This is a genomic window from Mycobacterium sp. 1245499.0, from assembly GCF_001673615.1.
Classification (GTDB): domain Bacteria; phylum Actinomycetota; class Actinomycetes; order Mycobacteriales; family Mycobacteriaceae; genus Mycobacterium; species Mycobacterium europaeum_A.
Genome location: NZ_LZMG01000263.1, coordinates 1 through 21,976 on the forward strand (window position 1 = coordinate 1; position 21,976 = coordinate 21,976).

General features: G+C 72.2%; 1 protein-coding gene. It reads left to right on the plus strand.

From position 1 onward, the window contains the following. Positions 1–21,976 (plus strand): non-ribosomal peptide synthetase (locus A5646_RS14905; RefSeq protein ID WP_082984752.1); only part of this gene is annotated, 21,976 nt, incomplete at both ends.

Below are 21,976 nucleotides of genomic sequence, written 5' to 3' on the forward strand. Positions count from 1 at the left end.
GGGGCGCGCCCCGTGCTGCGGATCGACGGCCTGGACCTGTCCGCCTACGACGCCGCGGCGATCACCGACGCCGACCGTCTGGCGCCGCTGACCGCTCGCGACAGCGCCTACGCGATCTTCACGTCGGGCTCGACCGGCGCCCCCAAAGGCGTGCTGGTCAGCCACGCCGGCCTGCTGGGATGGGCTGCGGCGCAATGCGAAGCGTCCGAGTTGGACACCGACACCCGGGTGCTGATGGTAGCCTCGCCGACCTTCGACGCGTCGGTCGGCGAGATGGTGCTGGCGGCCGCGGCCGGCGCCGCGCTGGTGGTGGCGCCACCGCAGGTGTACGCCGGCGAGCCGCTGACCGCCCTGCTGCAGAGCCAGCGCGTCAACGCGGCGTTCCTGACCCCGACGGTGCTGTCGTCGCTGGATCGCGCCCGGCTGCTCGGCTTCGACAAGCTGATGGTCGGCGGCGAGGCCTGCCCGAAGGAATTGGTCGCCGCCTGGGCGCCCGGTCGGCGGATGTTCAACGTCTACGGCCCGAGCGAGACCACCATCTGGGTCACCCTCAGCGCGCCGCTGTCGGCCGAGGGGCCGGTTCGCATCGGCACCCCGCTGCCGGGCGTGTGCGCGGTGGTGCTCGACGCCTGGCTGAAGCCGGTTCCCGTCGGCGTGGTGGGCGAGCTGTACGTGAGCGGGCCGGCGCTGGCGCACGGCTACATGGGCCGGGTGGACCTGACCGCGGAACGCTTCGTGGCCAACCCATTTGGCGGCCCCGGGGACCGCATGTACCGCACCGGCGACCTGGTGCGCTGGACGCGCGACGGGGACCTGGACTTCGTCGGGCGCGCCGACAGCCAGATCAAACTGCGCGGCCAGCGCATCGAGCTGGGCGAAATCGAGAACACCCTGCTGGCCTGCCCGCAGGTCACCCAGGCCGCCGTCACCGTGCTGGACAGCGCCACCGGCTCGCATCTGGTCGCCTATGTCACGCTCGACCACACCATCGGCGCCGACCACGACGAGGACAACGTCGAAGAGTGGCAACACCTTTACGACGATCTCTACGGCGCCGACCTCGAGTCGCGGTTCGGCATGGACTTCCGCGGCTGGAACAGCAGCTACACCGGCGACCCGATCCCGCTCGCGGAGATGATCGAGTGGCGGGCCGCCACGGTGGACCGGATCACGGACCTGCGACCGCGACGCGTGCTCGAGATCGGCGCCGGCTCGGGGCTGCTGCTGTCGCAGCTCGCCCCGCACTGCGACGAATATCTGGCCACCGATTTCTCCCCGGTGGCCATCGAGAACCTGGCCCGCTCAATGGAGCAGCTGCAGCTGCCCTGGCGCGACCGGGTCCAGCTGCGGACCCAGCCGGCCCATGTCACCGACGGGCTGCCCCGCGGCCACTTCGACACCATCATCCTCAACTCGGTCGTCCAGTATTTCCCGAACGCGGGCTATCTGGCCGAGGTCATCGACAACGCCATGGAGCTGCTGGCCCCCGGCGGGGCCGTGTTCATCGGTGACGTGCGAAACCACAGCCTGCAGGGCGCATTCCAGACCGCGATCGCGCTGTCGCGCGGCGGCGCCGCCGCCACCGAGGCCGCCGACATCCGTCAGCGCGTCCGCCACGCCATGCTCGGCGAGACCGAATTGCTGTTGGCGCCAGAGTTTTTCACCACCTGGGCGGTCAGCTGCCCGTCGGCCGGCGGCGTCGACATCGAAGTCAAACGCGGCTTCGCCGACAACGAACTCAACCGCTACCGGTACGACGTCGTCATCCGCAAAGCGCCCGCGGCGGTGCGCTCGGTGGGCGACGCACCCACCTGGTCGTGGACCGAATGCGCGGGCTCGGACGGGCTGGGCGACGTGCTGGCGTCCCAGCGTCCCGCCGTTGTGCGCGTCACCGACATCCCGCACGCCGGGGTCATCGCGGACGTTCGCGTCGAAACGGCGCTCGCCGAGGGGCAACCCGTGGCCGACGCGCTCGCGGCCGCCGACGCCGTGTCGGGCGCCGCCGTCGCCGAAGAGGTGCACCGCATCGGCGAGGCCGCCGGGTATCGCGTCGCGGTCACCTGGGGTGCGGTACCCGGCACCCTCAGCGCCGTTTTCGTCGACACCGGCGACCCCAACTACGCCGCGCCCCTGACCGACGTCTACCTGCCCCCCACCGGGTCCCGGCGGCGCACCAGCCACGCCAACGACCCCCGCACCAACACCAAGATCGGCGAGGTGCGCGAGCGGCTCAGCGCGTGGCTGCCGGAATACATGGTGCCGACACACATTGTGGCTCTTGAGGAATTCCCGATGACCTCGTCGGGCAAGCTCGACCGCAAGGCCCTTCCGGAGCCGGAATACCAGGACGTGGACCGCTACCGCGCCCCGGCCACCGCGGCCGAGGAGATCCTGGTGGGCATCTACGCCCAGGTGCTCGGCCTGGAGCGGGTGGGCGTCGACGACTCGTTCTTCGATCTGGGCGGGGATTCGCTGTCGGCGATGCGCCTGATCGCCGCGGTGAACACCAGCCTGAACTCCGACCTCGGTGTGCGGGCCGTCTTCGAGGCGCCGACGGCCGCCGAACTGGCGCTGCTGGCCGGCGGCGACGGCGACCGGCCGGAGCCCCTGGTGGCGGGGGAGCGCCCGGCGGTGATCCCGCTGTCGTTCGCCCAGACCCGGCTGTGGTTCATCGACCAATTCCAGGGCCCCTCACCGATTTACAACGTCACCGTGGCGCTGCGGCTGCGCGGGGATCTGGACACCGGTGCGCTGGCCGCGGCGCTGGCCGACGTCGTGGGCCGCCACGAAAGCCTGCGCACGGTGTTCGCCGCGGCCGACGGAATCCCGCAGCAGGTGGTGATTCCCGCCGACCAGATCGGCTTCGCCTGCAAGGTCGTCGATGCCCGCGGCTGGCCGGAGGACCGGCTGCGCGAGCGCATGGCCGCCGCGGCCCAGTACGCGTTCGACCTGTCGAGCGAAAGCCCGCTGCACACAGAGCTTTTCACCGTCACCGACACCGAACACCAGCTGGTGGTCGCGGTGCACCACATCGCCGCCGACGGCTGGTCGATCACCCCGTTCGCGCGCGACCTGGGGGTGGCATACGCCAGCCGGTGCGCGGGACACGCCCCCGACTGGGCCCCGCTGGCGGTGCAGTACGTGGATTACACGCTGTGGCAGCGCACGTACCTCGGCGACGTGGACGACAGCGGTAGCCGCATCGCCGCGCAGCTCGACTACTGGACCGACGCGTTGGCCGGGCTGCCCGAACGCCTGCAGCTACCCACCGACCGGCCCTACCCGCAGGTGGCCGACCACCGCGGCGCCCGATTGGCGGCGGACTGGCCGGCGGAGCTGCAGCAACAGGTGCAGCGGGTGGCCCGCGAACACAACGCGACCCCCTTCATGGTGATTCAGGCGGCGTTCGCCGCCCTGCTGTCCACGATCAGCGCCAGTACCGATGTGGCGGTGGGCTTCCCGATCGCCGGGCGCTCCGAACGCGCGCTCGACGAGCTGATCGGGTTCTTCGTCAACACCCTGGTGCTGCGCGTCGACGTGGCGGGCGATCCGACGTTCGCCGAGCTGCTGGCCCAGGTGCGGCGGCGCAGCCTGGCCGCCTTCGAGCACCAGGACGTCCCCTTCGAACTGCTGGTGGAACGGCTCAACCCCACCAGGAGCATGGCCCACCACCCGCTGATCCAGGTGCTGCTGGGTTGGGAGAACTTCCCCGGCGAGGTCACCGCGCCCGCGGGCGGGCTGGCGCTGGGTGACCTGCAGGTCACCCCGATGCCGTTGCACACCAACACCGCTCGCATGGACCTGACGTTCTCGCTGGCCGAACGGTTCACCGAGTCCGGTCAGCGCGCCGGCATCGCGGTGACGGCGGAGTACCGCACCGACGTATACGACGCGGACACCGTCGAGGCGATGATCGAACGGCTGCAGCGGCTGCTGGCGGCCGTCACCGCCGAGCCGGAGCGCCGGTTGTCGTCGGTGGACCTGCTGGACACCACCGAGCACGCCCGGCTGGCCGCGTGGGGCAACCAGGCCGTGTTGGCCGACCCGATGGAGCCGGTGACCGTTGCCGGACTCTTCGCCGCGCAGGCGGCGCGCACCCCGGACGCCGTGGCGGTGACGTTCGAGGACCGGTCCATGTCCTATCGGGAGCTCGACGAGGCGGCCAATCGGTTAGCGCATCTGCTGGTCGAGTCCGGCGCGGGCCCGGGTGAGTTTGTCGCGCTGCTGTTTTCGCGGTCGGCCGAGGCGATCGTGGCGATCCTGGCGGTGCTCAAGTCCGGGGCGGCGTATCTGCCGATCGACCCGGGGTTGCCCGATGCGCGGGTGGAATTCATGCTGACCGATGCCGCCCCGAGGGTCGCGGTCACCACCGCCGAGCTGGTGGATCGGCTCGGGGGGTTTGGTGGGGTGGTCATCGATGTGGCCGACCCGGCGGTGGCGGCCCAGCCGAGCACCCCGCCGCCGGCGCCGTCGCCCACCGATCTGGCGCATGTGATCTACACGTCCGGCACCACCGGTGTGCCCAAAGGCGTTGCGGTCACCCAACACAACGTCGCGCAGCTGTTCGATGATCTGCGGCTCGGGTTCGCCTTGTCGGCCGAGCAGGTGTGGACCCAGTTCCACTCGTATGCCTTCGACTTCTCGGTGTGGGAGATCTGGGGGGCGCTGCTGCACGGCGGACGACTCGTCGTGGTCCCCGGCGCGGTGGCCCGCTCACCCGAGGAGTTCCACGCCCTGCTGGTGCGCGAGGGTGTGACGGTGTTGACCCAGACCCCGTCGGCGGTGGGGCTGTTGCCCACCGACGGCCTGGATTCCACGGCGTTGGTGATCGGGGCCGAGCCGTGTCCGCCGGAGCTGGTGGACCGCTGGGCGCCCGGTCGGGTGATGGTCAACGTGTACGGCCCCACCGAAACCACCATGTGGGCCTGCAAGAGCGCCCCGCTACAGGCGGGCTCGGGATTCCCGCCGATCGGCTCACCGGTCACTCGCGCGGCGTTCTTCGTGCTCGACGAATGGCTGCGCCCGGTGCCCGCCGGCGTGGTGGGCGAGCTGTATCTGGCCGGCGAGGGCGTCGGCGTCGGGTACTGGCGCCGCCCCGGGCTGACCGCATCGCGGTTCATGGCCTGCCCGTTCGGCCAACCCGGCACCCGCATGTACCGCACCGGGGACCTGGTCTGCTGGGGACCCGACGGACAGCTGCGCTACCTGGGCCGCGCCGACGAGCAGGTCAAGATCCGCGGCTACCGCATCGAACTCGGCGAGATCCAGGCGGCCCTGTCCGCGCTCGACGGGGTGGAGCAGGCGGTCGTCGTCGCCCGCGAGGACCGCCCCGGCGACAAGCGCCTGGTCGGTTATGTCACCGGCTCGGCCGACCCGGGCAAGGCGCGCGCCGCGCTGGGCGAGCGACTGCCGGGCTACATGGTCCCGGCGGCGGTGGTGGTGCTCGACGCGCTGCCGGTGACGGTGAACGGCAAGCTCGACACCCGCGCCCTGCCCGCGCCGGACTACCGGACCGCTGGCAATTATCGCAATTATCGCGCCCCGAGCACCGCGGTCGAGGAGATCGTGGCCGGCATCTACGCCCAAATCCTCGGGGTGGAACGCGTCGGGGTCGACGACTCGTTCTTCGACCTGGGCGGCGATTCGCTGTCCACCATGCGGCTGGTCACCGCGATCAATGCCGCGCTGGACAGCGACCTTCCGGTGCGCGTCGTCTTCGAGGCACCCACCGTTGCGCAGCTGGCGCCGCGCATCGCGGAGAGCGCGGCCGGCCTGGAGCCGCTGGTGGCGGCCGAGCGGCCCGCGGTGGTCCCGTTGTCGTTCGCGCAGAACCGGTTGTGGTTCATCGACCAATTCCAAGGCCCGTCACCGCTGTACAACATGGCGGCGGCGCTGCGGCTGCGCGGGCGGCTCGACGCCGGCGCCCTGGCCGCCGCGCTGACCGACGTGGTGAGCCGCCACGAAAGCCTGCGCACCCTGTTCCCGGCGCACGAGGGAACGCCCCAACAGCTGGTGGTGCCCGTCGAGCGCGCCGACATCGGCTGGGACGTCATCGACGCCACCGCGTACCCGGCGGACCAGCTGGACGACGCCATCAAGGCGGCGACGCGCCATACCTTCGATCTGGCGACCGAAATCCCCATCCGCGCACAGCTTTTCGCGCTCGCCGAGGACGAGCACGTCCTGGTGATCGTGGTCCATCACATCGCCGCGGACGGTTTGTCGCTCACGCCGTTGAGCGCCGACCTCAGCGTGGCCTACACCAGCCGGCGCGCCGGGCGCGCACCGGGCTGGGCCGAATTGTCGGTGCAGTACATCGATTACACGCTCTGGCAGCGCGCCCAGTTCGGCGACCTCGACGACGGCTCCAGCCGCATCGGCGGCCAGCTGGCCTACTGGGAGGAAGCCCTGGCGGGCATGCCCGAGCGGCTGGCGCTGCCCACCGACCGGCCCTACCCGCCGGTGGCCGATCAGCGCGGTGACAGCGTGGTGGTGGACTGGCCCGCGGAATTGCAGGAGCAGGTCCGCCGGCTGGCCCGCGAGCACAACGCGACCAGCTTCATGGTGGTGCAGGCCGCGCTGGCGGTGCTGCTGTCCAAGCTCGGCGCGAGTTCCGATGTGGCCGTTGGCTTTCCGATCGCCGGGCGGCGCGACCCCGCCCTCGACCAGTTGGTCGGCTTCTTCGTCAACACCCTGGTGCTGCGCGTCGACCTGGCCGGTGACCCCACCTTCACCGAACTGCTGGAGCGCGTCCAGGCGCGCAGCCTGGCGGCGTTCGAGCATCAGGACGTGCCGTTCGAGGTGCTGGTGGAGCGGGTCAATCCGACCCGCAGCCTGACCCACCACCCACTGGTACAGGTGATGCTGGCCTGGCAGAACTTCGCCGGGCACGACGACCCCGCCGCCGGCCTGGCGCTGGGCGACCTCGAGGTCACGTCCGTACCGGTGGCCGACCAGTCGGCCCGCATGGACCTGGTGTTCTCCCTGGCCGAGCGCTGGACCGCGGCCGGCGAGGCCGCCGGGATCGGCGGACGGGTGGAATTCCGCACCGACGTGTTCGACGCGGCCACCGTCGAGACTTTGATCGCGCGGCTGCAGCGGGTGCTGACCGCGATGACCGCCGATCCCACCCACCCGGTGTCGTCGGTGGATTTGCTCGACGATGCCGAGCGCGACCGCCTCGAAAAGCTGGGAAACAACGCCGTTTTGACCGGGCCGGCCGGCCCGCCGGTGTCGGTGCCCGAACTGTTCGCCGCGCACGTCGCCGCCGCACCCGAGGCCGTGGCGCTGGTCTGCGAGGGCCTGTCGGTGACGTACCGCGAGCTGGACGAGGCGTCCAACCGGTTGGCGCACCGCCTGGCGGCGCAGGGCGCCGGTCCGGGACAGACTGTGGCACTGCTGTTTTCCCGGTCGGCCGAGGCGATCGCCGCCATCCTCGCGGTGCTCAAGACGGGGGCCGCGTACCTGCCGATCGATCCCTCGTCGCCCGACGCCCGGATCGAGTTCATGCTCGGCGACGCCAAGCCCGTCGTCGCGATCACCACCGCCGACCTGGCCGCGCGGTTCGACGGACGCGGCGTGACCGTCATCGACGTCAACGATCGCCGCATCGACACCCTGCCCGAAACGAGCCTGCCGCTGCCCGGGCCCGACGGCGTCGCCTACCTGATCTACACCTCGGGCACCACCGGCGTCCCCAAAGGCGTTGCCATCACCCACCGCAACGTGACCCAGCTGCTGGGCTCGCTGGACGCCGGGCTGCCGGCCGCGGGGGTGTGGTCGCACTGCCACTCGCTGGCGTTCGACGTCTCGGTCTGGGAGATCTTCGGCGCGCTGCTGCGCGGCGGCCGGCTGGTCGTGGTGCCCGAATCGGTGGCGCGTTCCCCGCAAGACCTGCACGACGTGCTGGTCGCCCAGCAGGTCAGCGTGTTGACCCAGACGCCGTCGGCGGTGGCGATGCTCTCGCCCGAGGGCCTGGAATCGGTGTCGCTGGTGATGGCCGGTGAGGCCTGCCCGGCCGAGGTGGTGGACCAATGGGCGCCCGGCCGGGTGATGGTCAACGCCTATGGCCCGACCGAGACCACCATGTGTGTGACCATCAGCGCGCCCCTGGCGCCCGGGTCGGCGGCCCACGGGCCGGTGCCGATCGGGTCCCCGGTGCCGGGGGCGGCGCTGTTCGTGCTCGACGGGTCGTTGCGGCCGGTGCCGCCCGGCGTCGTCGGGGAGCTCTACGTCGCCGGATCCGGTGTGGCCGCGGGATATGTCGGCCGGCCCGGGCTGACTTCGTCGCGGTTCGTCGCCTGCCCCTTCGGCGGAGCCGGCACGCGCATGTATCGCACGGGCGACCTGGCGCGCTGGAACGCCGACGGGCAACTGCAGTACTTCGGCCGCGCCGACGAGCAGGTCAAGGTCCGCGGCTACCGCATCGAGCTCGGCGAAATCCAGTCCGCGCTGGCCGGATTCGACGGTGTCGAGCAGGCCGTGGTCATCGCCCGCGAGGACCACCCGGGCGCCTTGCGGCTGGTCGGTTACATCACCGGCAGCGCCGACGCCGCCGCCGTCCGAACCGCACTGGCCGAACGGCTGCCCGCGTATATGGTCCCCGCCGCGGTGATGGCGCTCGAGGCCTTTCCGTTGACCGCCAACGGCAAACTGGACACCCGCGCCCTGCCGGCGCCCGAATACACCGCGGGTGAATACCGCGCGCCGCAAACCCCCACCGAAGAGATCCTGGCCGGCATCTACGCCGAGATCCTGAACGCCGAACGCGTCGGCGTCGACGACTCGTTCTTCGACCTCGGCGGCGACAGCATTTCCGCCATGCGCCTGATCGCCGCGATCAACGCGAGCCTGGACGCCGACCTCGCCGTGCGGGTCGTGTTCGAGGCGCCCACGATCGCCCAGCTGGCACCCCGGCTCGGGGAGGGCGGCAACGGGCTGCAGCCCTTGACCGCCGGCGCGCGGCCGGCGATCGTCCCGTTGTCGTTCGCGCAGAACCGGCTGTGGTTCCTCGACCAATTGCAAGGTCCCTCACCGGTGTACAACATGTCGGCCGCCCTGAGGCTGGACGGCCGGCTCGACGCCGACGCGCTCGGCGCGGCGCTGGGCGACGTGGTGGCCCGCCACGAGAGCCTGCGCACCCTGTTCGCCGCCCCAGAGGGGACGCCGCAGCAGGTGGTCATCCCCGCCGACCAGGCCGACTTCGGCTGGGAGGTTGTCGACGCCAGCGCCTGGTCGGCAAGCCAGCTGGAGGAGGCGATCGGCGCCACCGCGCGCTACACCTTCGACCTGTCCTCCCAAATCCCCTTGCGCGCCGAGCTTTTCCGGCTCGGCGAGGACCGGCATGTGCTGGTCGCCGTGGTGCACCACATCGCCGCCGACGGCATGTCCATCACCCCGCTGGTGCGCGACCTCGGGGTGGCGTACGCCGGCCGGGCCGCCGGCCGCGGCCCCGACTGGGCGCCGCTGCCGGTGCAGTACGTCGACTACACGCTGTGGCAGCGCGCCCAATTCGGCGTTCTCGACGACGGCAACAGCCGCATCGCCGCCCAGCTGTCCTATTGGGAAGGCGCCCTGGCCGGGATGCCGGAACGGGTGCAGTTGCCCACCGACCGGCCCTACCCGCTGGTTGCCGACCAGCGCGGCGCCACCGTCGAAATCGATTGGCCCACCGGGCTGCAGCGGCGCGTCGGGGAAGTGGCTCGCCACCACAACGCCACCAGCTTCATGGTGATCCAGACCGCGTTGACCGTGCTGCTGGCCAAGATCGGCGCCAATCCCGATGTGGCGGTGGGCTTCCCGATCGCCGGGCGGCGCGATCCCGCGCTCGACGAGCTGGTGGGCTTCTTCGTCAACACCCTGGTGCTCCGCGTCGAGGTGGCCGGTGACCCCAGCTTCGCCGACGTGCTGTCCCAGGTGCGCCAGCGCAGTCTGGCCGCCTACGAGCACCAGGACGTGCCGTTCGAGGTGCTGGTCGAGCGGCTGAACCCGACCCGAAGCCTGACCCATCACCCGCTCATCCAGGTGATGTTGGCCTGGCAGAACTTCGCCGGGCACGACGCCGGCCCCGCGGCCGGATTCACCCTGGGCGACGTCGATGTCACGCCGATTCCGGTAGATACTCAGACCGCCCGGATGGACCTGACCTTCTCGCTGGGCGAACGCTGGGACGAGCGCGGCGAACCCGCCGGAATCGGCGGAACCGTCGAATTCCGCACCGACGTCTTCGACGAGGACAGCATCCGAGCGCTGGTCGACCGGCTGCAGCGGGTGCTGCTCGCGATGACCGCCGATCCCGCCCAGGCGTTGTCCGCGATCGATCTGCTCGACGACACCGAACACGCCCGGCTGGCTGCGTTCGGCAACCGCGCCGCGCTGAGCGCATCCGCGCCCCAAACCGATTCCCTCCCAGCCCTTTTCGCCGCGCAGGCAGCCCGCACCCCGGACGTCGTCGCGCTGGTCTGTGCCGGCCGCTCGCTGACCTACCGCGAGCTGGACGAGGCGTCGAACCGGTTGGCCCACCTGCTGACCGGCCAGGGCGCCCGCCCGGGACGTACTGTGGCGCTGCTGTTTTCGCGTTCGGCCGAGGCGATCGTGTCGATCCTGGCGGTGCTCAAGTCCGGGGCGGCCTACCTGCCGATCGACCCGGCGCTCCCCGAGGCGCGGATCGGATTCGTGCTCAACGACGCCGCGCCGATCGCCGCGATCACCACGGCCGACCTGAGCGACCGCCTCGACGGCCACGACATCCCGGTCATTGACGTCAACGATCCCGCCGTCGACACCCGGCCCGCCACCGCGTTGCCCGCGCCGGCACCCGAACACCTCGCCTACCTGATCTACACCTCGGGCACCACCGGGGTCCCCAAAGGCGTTGCCGTCACCCATCGCAACGTCACCCAGCTGCTCGCGTCCGGGGAGTCGGGACTGCCGCGTTCGGGCGTGTGGTCGCAATGGCATTCGCTCGCGTTCGACGTCTCGGTGTGGGAGATCTTCGGCGCGCTGCTGCACGGCGGCCGACTGGTCGTGGTGCCCGAATCGGTGGCGCGCTCGCCGGAAGACCTGCACGCGCTGCTGGTCGCCGAACAGGTCAGCGTGCTCAGCCAAACCCCGTCCGCGGCGGGCGCGCTCGCGCCCGAGGGACTGGAGTCGGTCACGCTGGTGGTGGCCGGCGAGGCCTGCCCGTCCGAACTGGTGGACCGCTGGGCGCCGGGACGGACCATGATCAACGCCTACGGCCCCACCGAGGCCACGGTGTACGCGGCGATCAGCGCACCGCTGGAGGCCGACGCACCGGGCGTGGTGCCGATCGGTTCCCCCGTGCCGGGGGCGGCGTCGTTCGTGCTCGACGAGTGGCTGCGGCCGGTGCCGCCGGGTGTGGTCGGCGAGCTGTACGTGGCCGGCGCCGGCGTCGCCTGCGGCTACTGGCGGCGGTCGGCATTGACCGCGTCGCGGTTCGTGGCCTGCCCGTTCGGCGGTCCGGGATCGCGCATGTACCGCACCGGCGACCTGGTGCGCTGGCGCGCGGACGGGCAGCTGGACTACCTGGGCCGCGCCGACGAGCAGGTCAAGATCCGCGGCTACCGCATCGAACTCGGCGAGGTGCGCGCGGCACTGGCCTGGGTGGACGGCGTCGAGCAGGCGGTCGTGGTGGCGCGCGAGGACCGCCCCGCGGCCTTGCGCCTGGTCGGCTATGTCACCGGCACCGCCGACCCCGCCGCGGTGCGCGCCGCGCTGGCCGAGCGGCTGCCGGGCTACATGATCCCGACCGCCGTGGTGGTGATGCAGGCCCTGCCGCTCACCCCCAACGGCAAGCTCGACACCCGCGCCCTGCCGGCACCGGAATACTCCGACGCCGACCGGTATCGGGCCCCCGACAACGCCATCGAGGAAATCCTGGCCGGAATCTACGCGCAGGTGCTCGGCCTCGAGCGCGTCGGCGTCGACGACTCGTTCTTCGACCTGGGCGGCGACAGCATCTCGTCGATGCAGGTGGTGACGCGGGCGCGCGCCGCCGGCCTGGTGTGCAAGACGCGCGACATCTTCGTCGAGCAGACGGTGGCCCGACTGGCCCGGGTGGCCGAAGTGCTCGACGCCGCCACCGCGGTGGCCGACGAGGGGCTCGGGCCGGTCGAGGCCACCCCGATCATCCGCTGGCTGCAGGACGTCGAGAACGCCGGCGGTGACGTCGCCCAGTTCAACCAGGCCATGCTCGTGCAGGCCCCGGCCGCGGTCACCGAGGCCGACGTCGTCACGGTGCTGCAGGCCCTGCTGGATCGCCACGCCATGCTGCGGCTGCACGTCGACAACGACCCCGCCACCGGCTGGTCGCTGACGGTGCCCGAGCCCGGCGCGGTGGACGCCCGCGCGTGCCTGCACACGGTGGACGAACTGTCCGAGGCGGCGGTCATCGAGGCGCGCTCGCGGCTGAACCCGGCCGCCGGCGTGCTGCTGCGCGCGGTGTGGGCGAGCGCCACCCGTCAACTGGTCGTGATCGTTCATCACCTGGCCGTCGACGGCGTGTCGTGGCGAATCCTGTTGCAGGACTTGAACATCGCCTGGGCCCAGCAGCACGGCGGGCAGCCCGTGGCGCTGCCGACCGTGGGCACCTCGTTCGCCCGCTGGTCGGCACGGCTGGCCGAGCATGCGCGCCACCGCGACGTGGTCGGCCAGGCCGACACCTGGCAGCGGGTGGCGGCCGCGGCGGCCACGCCCGCTGCGCTGCCCGCGGTGCGGCCCGAGGTCGACACCTTCGCCACGGCCGGACACCTCTCGATGGAGCTGGACGCCGAGACCACCGGCATGCTGCTCGGCGCTGTGCCCGCGGCGTTCCACGCCGGCGTGCAAGACATCCTGCTGATCGCGTTCGGGCTGGCGTGCGCGGAATTCTCGGGCGGCGGCGCGCCGGTCGGCATCGGGGTCGAGGGCCACGGGCGTCACGAGGAACTGGGCCGCGACGTCGACCTGTCCCACACCGTGGGCTGGTTCACCACCAAATACCCGGTATCCCTTGCGCTGCAAGGCATCTCCTGGGCGCAGGTCGCCGCCGGCGGAGACGCGCTGGGCGCGGTGCTCAAGGACGCCAAGGAACAGCTGCGCGCCCTGCCCGACCCGCTGAGCTACGGCCTGCTGCGCTACCTGAACCCCGACATCGACCTGGACGCGCCGGAGCCGCCGATCGGCTTCAACTACCTGGGACGCCAGGGCGGGGCGGCCGAGCTCACCGATGACATGTGGCGGCCCGACCCGGATGGCTGGACGGTCACCCGCGCGGCGACCGCGATACCGATGCCGCTGATGCACACCGTCGAGCTGAACGCGGTCACCGTCGACTCCGCGGCCGGACCGCGGCTGCACGCCAACTGGACCTGGGCGCCCTCGGCATGCAGCGACGAGCAGATCACCAGGCTGGGCCGATTGTGGTTCGAGGCGCTGGCCGGCATCTGCGCGCACGTGCGCTGCGGTGGCGGCGGCCTGACCCCGTCCGACATCGCACCGGCCCGGCTCACCCAGCCGCAGCTCGATCAGCTTGCGCGCCAACACAATATCGCCGACGTGCTGGCGCTCACCCCGGTCCAGCAGGGACTGCTCTTCCACGCCAACACCGCGCAGGCGAGCGAGGATCTGTACGCCGGGCAGCTGGACATCAGCATCGCCGGCCCGCTCGACCCCGACCGGCTGCGCGACGCCGTGCAGACGATGATCGGCCGGCATCCCAACCTGGTCGCCCGGTTCTGCGACGACTACGACGAGCCCGTCCAGATCATCCCGGCCGACCCCGCGGCGTCCTGGCAGTACGTCGAGCTGGACGGCGACCCCGACGCCGACGCGCGGATCCGACGGCTGTGCGCGGCCGAGCGCGCCGCGGTCTGCGGCGACCTCGCCGACCACCCCGCCTTCCGGGTGGCGCTGCTGCGCACCGCCCCCCAGCGCTACCGGCTGGTGCTGACCAACCACCACATCGTGCTCGACGGCTGGTCGATGCCGATCCTGCTGGGGGAGATCTTCGCCGGCTACTACGGCCAGCGGCTGCCGGCGGCGGCGCCCTACCGCGCCTTCGTCGACTGGCTGGCCGCACGCGACGTGGACGCCGCCCGAACCGCCTGGGCCGACGTGTTCGCCGGCTTCGACAGCCCGACCCTGGTCGGCCCGCAGGACCGCACCGAGCCCGGGCGGCAAAGCGTCGAATCGTTCGCGCTGCCCGCCGAGCTCAGCCAGTCCATCACCGACCTGGCCCGCTCCTGCCACACCACGGTCAACACGGTGCTGCAGGCCGCGTTCGCGCAGCTGCTGTGCGCCCTGACCGGCCAGGGCGATGTCGTGTTCGGCACCACCGTGTCGGGCCGGCCCGCCGAGGTCGCCGGCGCGGAGAACATGGTCGGCTTGCTGATCAACACGGTGCCGGTGCGGGCGAACATCACCGCCACGACCACGACCGCCGAACTGCTCGACCAGCTGCAAGGCGCCTACAACCACACGCTGGACCACCAGCACCTGGCGCTCAACGAGATCCACCGCATCACCGGCCAGGACCAGCTGTTCGACACGCTGTTCGCCTACGAGAACTATCCGATCGACGCCAGCTCATTGTCCGCCGACCACGAGCTGGCCGTCACCGACATCACCACCCGCGAATCCACCCACTACCCGCTGACCATGCAGGCCCAGCCCGGAAAGGAGCTGCGCCTGCAGGTCGAATACGACACCGACGTCTTCGACGCGGCACGCATCGCGACGCTGATCGAACGGCTGCAGCGGGTGCTGATCGTGATGACCGGCGACCCGGCGCGGCGGTTGTCGTCGATCGACCTGCTCGACGCCGCCGAACACGACCGGCTGGACGCCTGGGCCGACCGGGCGGTGCTCACCCGGCCCGCCACGCCGACGTCGATCCCGGCGCTGTTCGCCGCGCAGGCGGCGCGCAGCCCCCAAGCCGCGGCGGTGACCTTCGAGGGCCGGTCCATCAGCTACCGGGAACTCGACGAGAAGTCGAACCGGTTGGCGCACCTGCTGATCGGCCGCGGGGTGGGCCCCGGCGAATCCGTGGCCCTACTGTTCGGCCGGTCGGCCGACGCGATCGTGGCCATCCTGGCGGTGCTCAAGACCGGCGCGGCCTACCTGCCGATCGACCCGGCGCTGCCGGCGGCCCGCATCGATTTCATGCTCACCGACACCGCACCGATGGCCGCGATCACCGTCGCCGCGCTGGCGGACAAGCTGCACGCGCACGACCTGATCGTCATCGACATCAACGACCGCGCCGTGGCACGCCAGCCGCGCACCGCCCTGCCGGCGCCGGCACCCGAACACGTCGCCCACATCATCTACACGTCGGGCACCACCGGTCTGCCCAAGGGCGTGGCCGTCAGCCACCACAACGTGACCCGCATGTTCGACGCGCAGGCCGTCGGCGTCGAGTTGTCGGCCGGGCAGGTGTGGACCCAGTTCCACTCGTACGCCTTCGACTACTCGGTGTGGGAGATCTGGGGCGCGCTGCTGCACGGCGGGCGCCTCGTCGTGGTGCCCGACTCGGTGGCCCGCTCACCCATGGAGTTCCACGCCCTGCTGGTCGCGGAGAAGGTCACCGTGCTGAGCCAGACCCCGTCGGCCGTGCGGATGCTCTCGCCGCAGGGCCTGGAGTCCGCGGCCCTGGTGATCGGGGCCGAGCCCTGCCCGCCCGAACTGGTGGACCGCTGGGCGCCGGGCCGGACGATGGTCAACGTCTACGGCCCGACCGAGGCCACCATCTTCTCGTCGATGAGCACGCCGCTGGCGCCCGGCTCGGGGCCGCCGCCGATCGGCTCCTCGGTGCCCGGCACGGCGCTGTTCGTCCTGGACGGCTGGCTGCGCCCGGTGGCCGCCGGGGTGGTCGGCGAGCTGTACGTCGCCGGTCGCGGCGTCGCATACGGGTACGTGCGCCGGGCCGGGCTGACCGCGACCCGGTTCGTGCCCTGCCCCTTCGGCGAGCCCGGATCGCGCATGTACCGCAGCGGCGACCTGGTCTGCTGGGGCCCGGACGGCCAGCTGCAGTACTTCGGCCGCGCCGACGAGCAGGTCAAAATCCGCGGCTACCGCATCGAGGTCGGGGAGGTGCGCTCGGCGCTGGCCGCGCTGGACGGCGTCCACCAGGCGGTCGTCATCGCGCGCGAGGACCGACCGGGCGACAAGCGCCTCGTCGGCTATATCACCGGCACCGCGGATCCCGCCGAGGCCCGCACGCAGCTGGCCGAGCGGCTGCCCGCCTACATGGTCCCGGTGGCGGTGGTGGTGCTCGACGCGCTGCCGATGACCCTCAACGGCAAGCTCGACATCCGCGCCCTGCCGGCGCCCGAATACTCCGCGGCCGGTTACCGCTCGCCGACCACCCCCACCGAGGAGATCCTGGCCGGCATCTACGCCCACGTGCTGGGCGTCGAGCGGGTCGGCGTCGACGACTCCTTCTTCGACCTCGGCGGCGACAGCATCTCGGCGATGCGGGTGATCGCGGCGGTCAACAGCGCCATGGACGTCGGCGTGCCGGTGCGCGTCATCTTCGAATCGCCCACCGTCGCGCAGCTGGCGCCGCGCATCGGCGAGGACACCGGCCGGCTCGACCCGCTGGTGGCGGGGGAGCGTCCGGCGGTGGTCCCGCTGTCCTTCGCGCAGAGCCGGCTGTGGTTCCTCGACCAGCTGCAGGGACCGTCGCCGGTCTACAACATGGCGGCGGCGATGCGGATGCACGGCCGCCTCGACGTCGCGGCGCTGGAGGCGGCGCTGGCCGACGTGGTGGCCCGCCACGAGAGCCTGCGCACGGTGTTCGCCGTGACCGGGGAAACGCCCCAGCAGGTGGTGATCCCGGTCGAGCAAGCCGATCTGAGCTGGCGGAACGTGAACGCCCGCGGCTGGTCGGCGGGCCGGCTGCGCGAGGCGATCGACGCCGCGGCCCGCGAAACCTTCGACCTGGCCACCCAGATCCCGTTGCGCGCATCGCTGTTCCGCACCGCCGACGACGAACACGTGCTGGTGGCCGTCGTGCACCACATCGCCGCCGACGGCTGGTCGTTGCGGCCGCTGGTCCGCGACCTGGGGCTGGCGTACGCCAGCCGCTGCGCCGGGCGGGCCCCCGACTGGGAGCCGCTGGCCGTGCAGTACGTCGACTACACGCTGTGGCAGCGCGCGCAGTTCGGCGAACTCGCCGACAGCGGCAGCCGCATCGCCGCGCAGCTCGCCTACTGGCAGGACGCGCTGGCCGGCATGCCGGAGCGGTTGGCGCTGCCCACCGACCGGCCCTACCCGCAGATCGCCGATCAGCGCGGGGCGGCCGTCGAGGTGGACTGGGCGGCCGACCTGCAGCAGCAGGTCGCCGGGCTGGCCCGCGAGTACAACTCGACCAGCTTCATGGTGGTGCAGGCCGCGCTGGCCGTGCTGCTGTCGAAGCTCAGCGCCAGCACCGACGTGGCGGTCGGCTTCCCGATCGCCGGCCGGCGCGACCCCGCGCTCGACGACCTGGTCGGGTTCTTCGTCAACACCCTGGTGCTCCGCGTCGACCTGGCCGGTGACCCGAGTTTCACCGACCTGCTGACCCGCGTCCGCACCCGCAGCCTGGAGGCCTTCGAGCACCAGGACGTGCCGTTCGAGGTGCTGGTCGAGCGCGTCAACCCGACCCGAAGCCTGACCCACCACCCGCTGGTGCAGGTGATGCTGGCCTGGCAGAACTTCGCCGGCCAGGACAGCGACCCCGGCGCCGGACTGGCCCTGGGCGACGTGCAGGTGACCTCGATACCGCTGGACACCCAGGTCGCCCGCATGGATCTGGTGTTCTCGCTGGCCGAACGCTGGGGCGAGGACAACGAGCCCGCCGGGATCGGCGGGCGGGTGGAGTTCCGCACCGACGTGTTCGACGCGGCCACCATCGAGACGCTGATCGCGCGCCTGCAGCGGGTGCTGGAGGCGATGACGGCCGATCCCGCCAGCGCCCTGTCGACGGTGGACCTGCTGGACCGGCACGAACGCGCCCGCCTGGACGCCCTGGGCAACCGCGCGGCGCTGACCGCGCCCGCGACCACCGACGCCTCGATTCCCGCGCTGTTCGCCGAGCAGGTGGCGCGCACCCCGGACGCGGTGGCGCTGCGCTGCGACGACCGCTCGTGGACCTATCGCGAGCTCGACGAGGCCGCCAACCGGCTGGCCCACCGGCTGACCGGCCTCGGCGTCAGCCGCGGTGAGCGGGTGGCGCTGCTGTTCGGCCGCTCGGCCGAGGCGATCGTGGCGATCGTGGCGGTGCTCAAGACCGGCGCGGCCTACCTGCCGATCGACCCGGGGCTGCCGGCGGAGCGGATCGGCTTCATGCTCGCCGACGCCGCGCCGATGGTGGCGATCAGCACCGCCGGGCTGGCCGAGCGGCTGTACGGCCACCACGTCGCCGTCCTCGACGTGAACGATCCGGCCGTGCCCACCCAGCCGTCGACCCCGTTGCCGGCGCCGAGCGCCGACGACGTCGCCTACCTGATCTACACCTCGGGCACCACCGGTGTCCCCAAAGGCGTTGCCGTCACGCACGGTAACGTCGCCCGGCTGCTGGCGTCCGGTGACTCCGGTCTGCCCCGCGAGGGCGTCTGGTCGCAATGGCACTCGCTGGCCTTCGACGTCTCGGTCTGGGAGATCTTCGGCGCGCTGCTGCAGGGCGGACGCCTGGTGGTGATCCCCGACTCCGTGGTCCGGTCGCCGGACGACTTCCACGCGCTGCTGGTCGCCGAACGGGTCACCGTGATCAGCCAGACGCCGTCCGCGGCGGACGTGCTGTCGCCCGCGGGGCTGGACTCCGCGGCGCTGGTGGTGGCCGGCGAGGCCTGCCCGGCCGAGCTGGTCGACCGGTGGGCGCCGGGACGCACGATGATCAACGCCTACGGCCCCACCGAGGCGACGGTGTACGCCGCGGTCAGCGCCCCGCTGCAGGCGGGATCGCCCACCACCGGGCCGGTGCCGATCGGTTCCCCGGTGCCGGCGGCCGCGGCGTTCGTGCTGGACGAATCCCTGCGGCCGGCGCCGCACGGCGTGGTCGGTGAGCTGTATGTCGCCGGCGGCGGCGTCGCGGTCGGCTACTGGCGCCGCGCCGAGCTGACCGCGTCGCGCTTCGTGGCCTGCCCGTTCGGGGCGCCCGGGTCGCGGATGTACCGCACCGGCGACCTGGTCCGCTGGGGGCCCGACGGCCAGTTGCAGTACCTGGGCCGGGCCGACGAGCAGGTCAAGATCCGCGGCTATCGCATCGAACTCGGCGAGGTGCGCTCGGCGCTGGCCGCGCTGGACGGCGTGGACCAGGCGGCGGTGATCGCCCGCGAGGACCGCCCAGGCGACAAGCGCCTGGTCGGCTACGTCACCGGGGGAGCGGACCCGATCGAGGCACGCGTCCGGCTGGCCGATCACCTGCCGGCCTACATGGTCCCGGCGGCCATCGTGGCGCTCGAGGCGCTGCCGCTGACACCGAACGGCAAGCTCGACGCGCGGGCCCTGCCGGCACCGGAGTACCGCGACGTCGACCGCTACCGCGCCCCGGGCACCCCGGTCGAGGAGACCCTGGCCGGCATCTACGCGCAGATCCTGGGCGTCGACCGGGTCGGCGTCGACGACTCCTTCTTCGACCTGGGCGGCGACAGCATCTCCTCGATGCAGGTGGTGACCCGCGCGCGGGCCGCCGGCCTGGCGCTGCGCACCCGCGACATCTTCACCGAGCAGACCGTGGCGCGGCTGGCCCGGGTGGCCGGGGTGACCGACGGCGAGCACGGCGTGCTCGACGAGGGCGTCGGCGAGGTCGTCGCCACGCCCATCATCCGGTGGCTGCGCAGCGTGGACGGTCCGGTCGACCAGTTCAACCAGACGATGGTCCTGCAGGCACCCGCCGGCGTCACCGAGGCCGACGTGGTGGTGGTGTTGCAGGCCCTGCTGGACCGGCACGCCATGCTGCGGCTGCGCGTCGATCGCGCGGACGGGGCCGAGGGCGAGTGGTCGCTACGGGTGCCCGAGCCGGGTTCGGTCGATGCCGCCCAGCGGCTGCACGCAGTCGACGAGCTGTCGGACGCGGCGATCGTCGAGGCGCGGTCGCGGTTGAACCCGGCCGCCGGGGTGATGCTCAGCGCGCTGTGGGTTTCCGCCACGCGTCAGCTGGTGCTGATCATTCATCACCTGGCCGTCGACGGCGTCTCCTGGCGGGTGCTGCTGGAGGACCTCAACATCGCCTGGGGCCAGCATCAACACGGCCAACCCGTCGCGCTGCCCGCCGGCGGCACCTCGTTCGCCCGCTGGGCGACGCTGCTCGCCGAGCACGCGCAGTCACCGGCCGTGGCCGAGCAGGCCGAGGCCTGGCGGCGGGTCGCCGCGACCCCGTCCGCCCTGCCCGCGGTGCGGCCCGAGGTCGACACCTACGAGACCGCCGAGAACATGTCGGTGACCCTGGACGCGACGACCACCCGCACGCTGCTCGGCGAGGCGCCGGCGGCATTCCACGCCGGCGTCAACGACATCCTGCTGATCGGGTTCGCCCTGGCCTGGGCCGAGTTCCTGGGCCCCCGTCTCGCTGTCGGCACCCCCATCGGCATCGACGTCGAGGGCCACGGCCGCCACGAGGAACTGGCCCCCGGAGTCGACCTGTCGCGCACCGTCGGGTGGTTCACCACCAAGTACCCGGTGGCTTTGAACGTCGCGGGGCACGTCGGCGGGCTGTCCTGGTCGCAGGTCACCTCCGGCGCGCCGATCCTGGGCGCGCTGATCAAGGACGCCAAGGAGCAACTGCGCGCGCTGCCGGACCCGCTCACCTACGGGTTGCTGCGCTACCTCAACGGCGACGTCGACCTGGACGGCCCCGACCCGACCATCGGGTTCAACTACCTGGGCCGGCTGGGCGGCGCGGCGGCCGAGCTCTCCGACGAGCTGTGGCGAATCAGCCCGGACGGGTCGTCGGCCACCGCGACCAGCACCGCGGTGCCGATGCCGCTGATGCACACCGTCGACCTCAACGCCGGCACCATGGACACCGCCGACGGCCCGCAGCTGCACGCCAACTGGACGTGGGCGGCCTCGGCGCTGGACCGCGACCAGATCGCCCGCCTGAGCCGGCTGTGGTTCGAGGCCCTGGCCGGCATCTGCGCGCACGTGCGCCACGGCGGCGGCGGCCTGACCCCGTCGGACATCGCGCCCGCGCGCCTGGACCAGCAGCAGATCGAGCGGCTGGAGCGGCGCCTGCGGATCGCCGACGTGCTGCCGCTGACCCCGCTGCAGGAGGGTCTGCTCTTCCACGCCGGCTCCCGGCGGGACGCCCGAGACCGGCTGGAAGACCACCTGTATGCGGTGCAGCTCGACCTGACCCTGACCGGCCCGCTGGACGCCGACCGGCTGCGCGACGCCATGCACACCGTGGTCGGCCGGCACCCGCACCTGGTGGCCCGATTCTGCGAGGAGTTCGACGAGCCGGTCCAGATCATTCCGGCCAACCCGGCGCTGGCCTGGCGCGACCTCGAGATCAGGCCCAACGGCAGCGCGCCCGAAGAGCGGATCCAGCGGCTGTGCGCCGCCGAACGCGCCGCGGTCTACGACCTGGCCGACCAGCCGGCCGTGCGCGCCGCGCTGATCCGCACGGGCGACGACCGGTACCGGCTGGTGCTCACCATCCACCACATCGTGCTCGACGGCTGGTCGGTGCCGATCCTGCTGAACGAGACGTTCGCCTGCTACACCGGCCAGCGGCTGCCGGCGCCCGCGCCCTACCGCCGGTTCGTCACCTGGCTGGCCGAGCGCGACCACGACGCCGCCCGCGCGGCGTGGCGCGACGTGCTGGACGGCTTCGACACCCCGACGCTGGTCGGGCCGCCGCAGCAGCAGGAACCCGGCGGCCGCGGTGTCCGGTCGTTCGCGCTGTCCGAGGAGACCACCCGCGCGGTCAGCGAACTGGCTCGCGCCGGCCACACCACCGTCAGCACCGTGCTGCAAGCCGGGTGGGCGCAGCTGC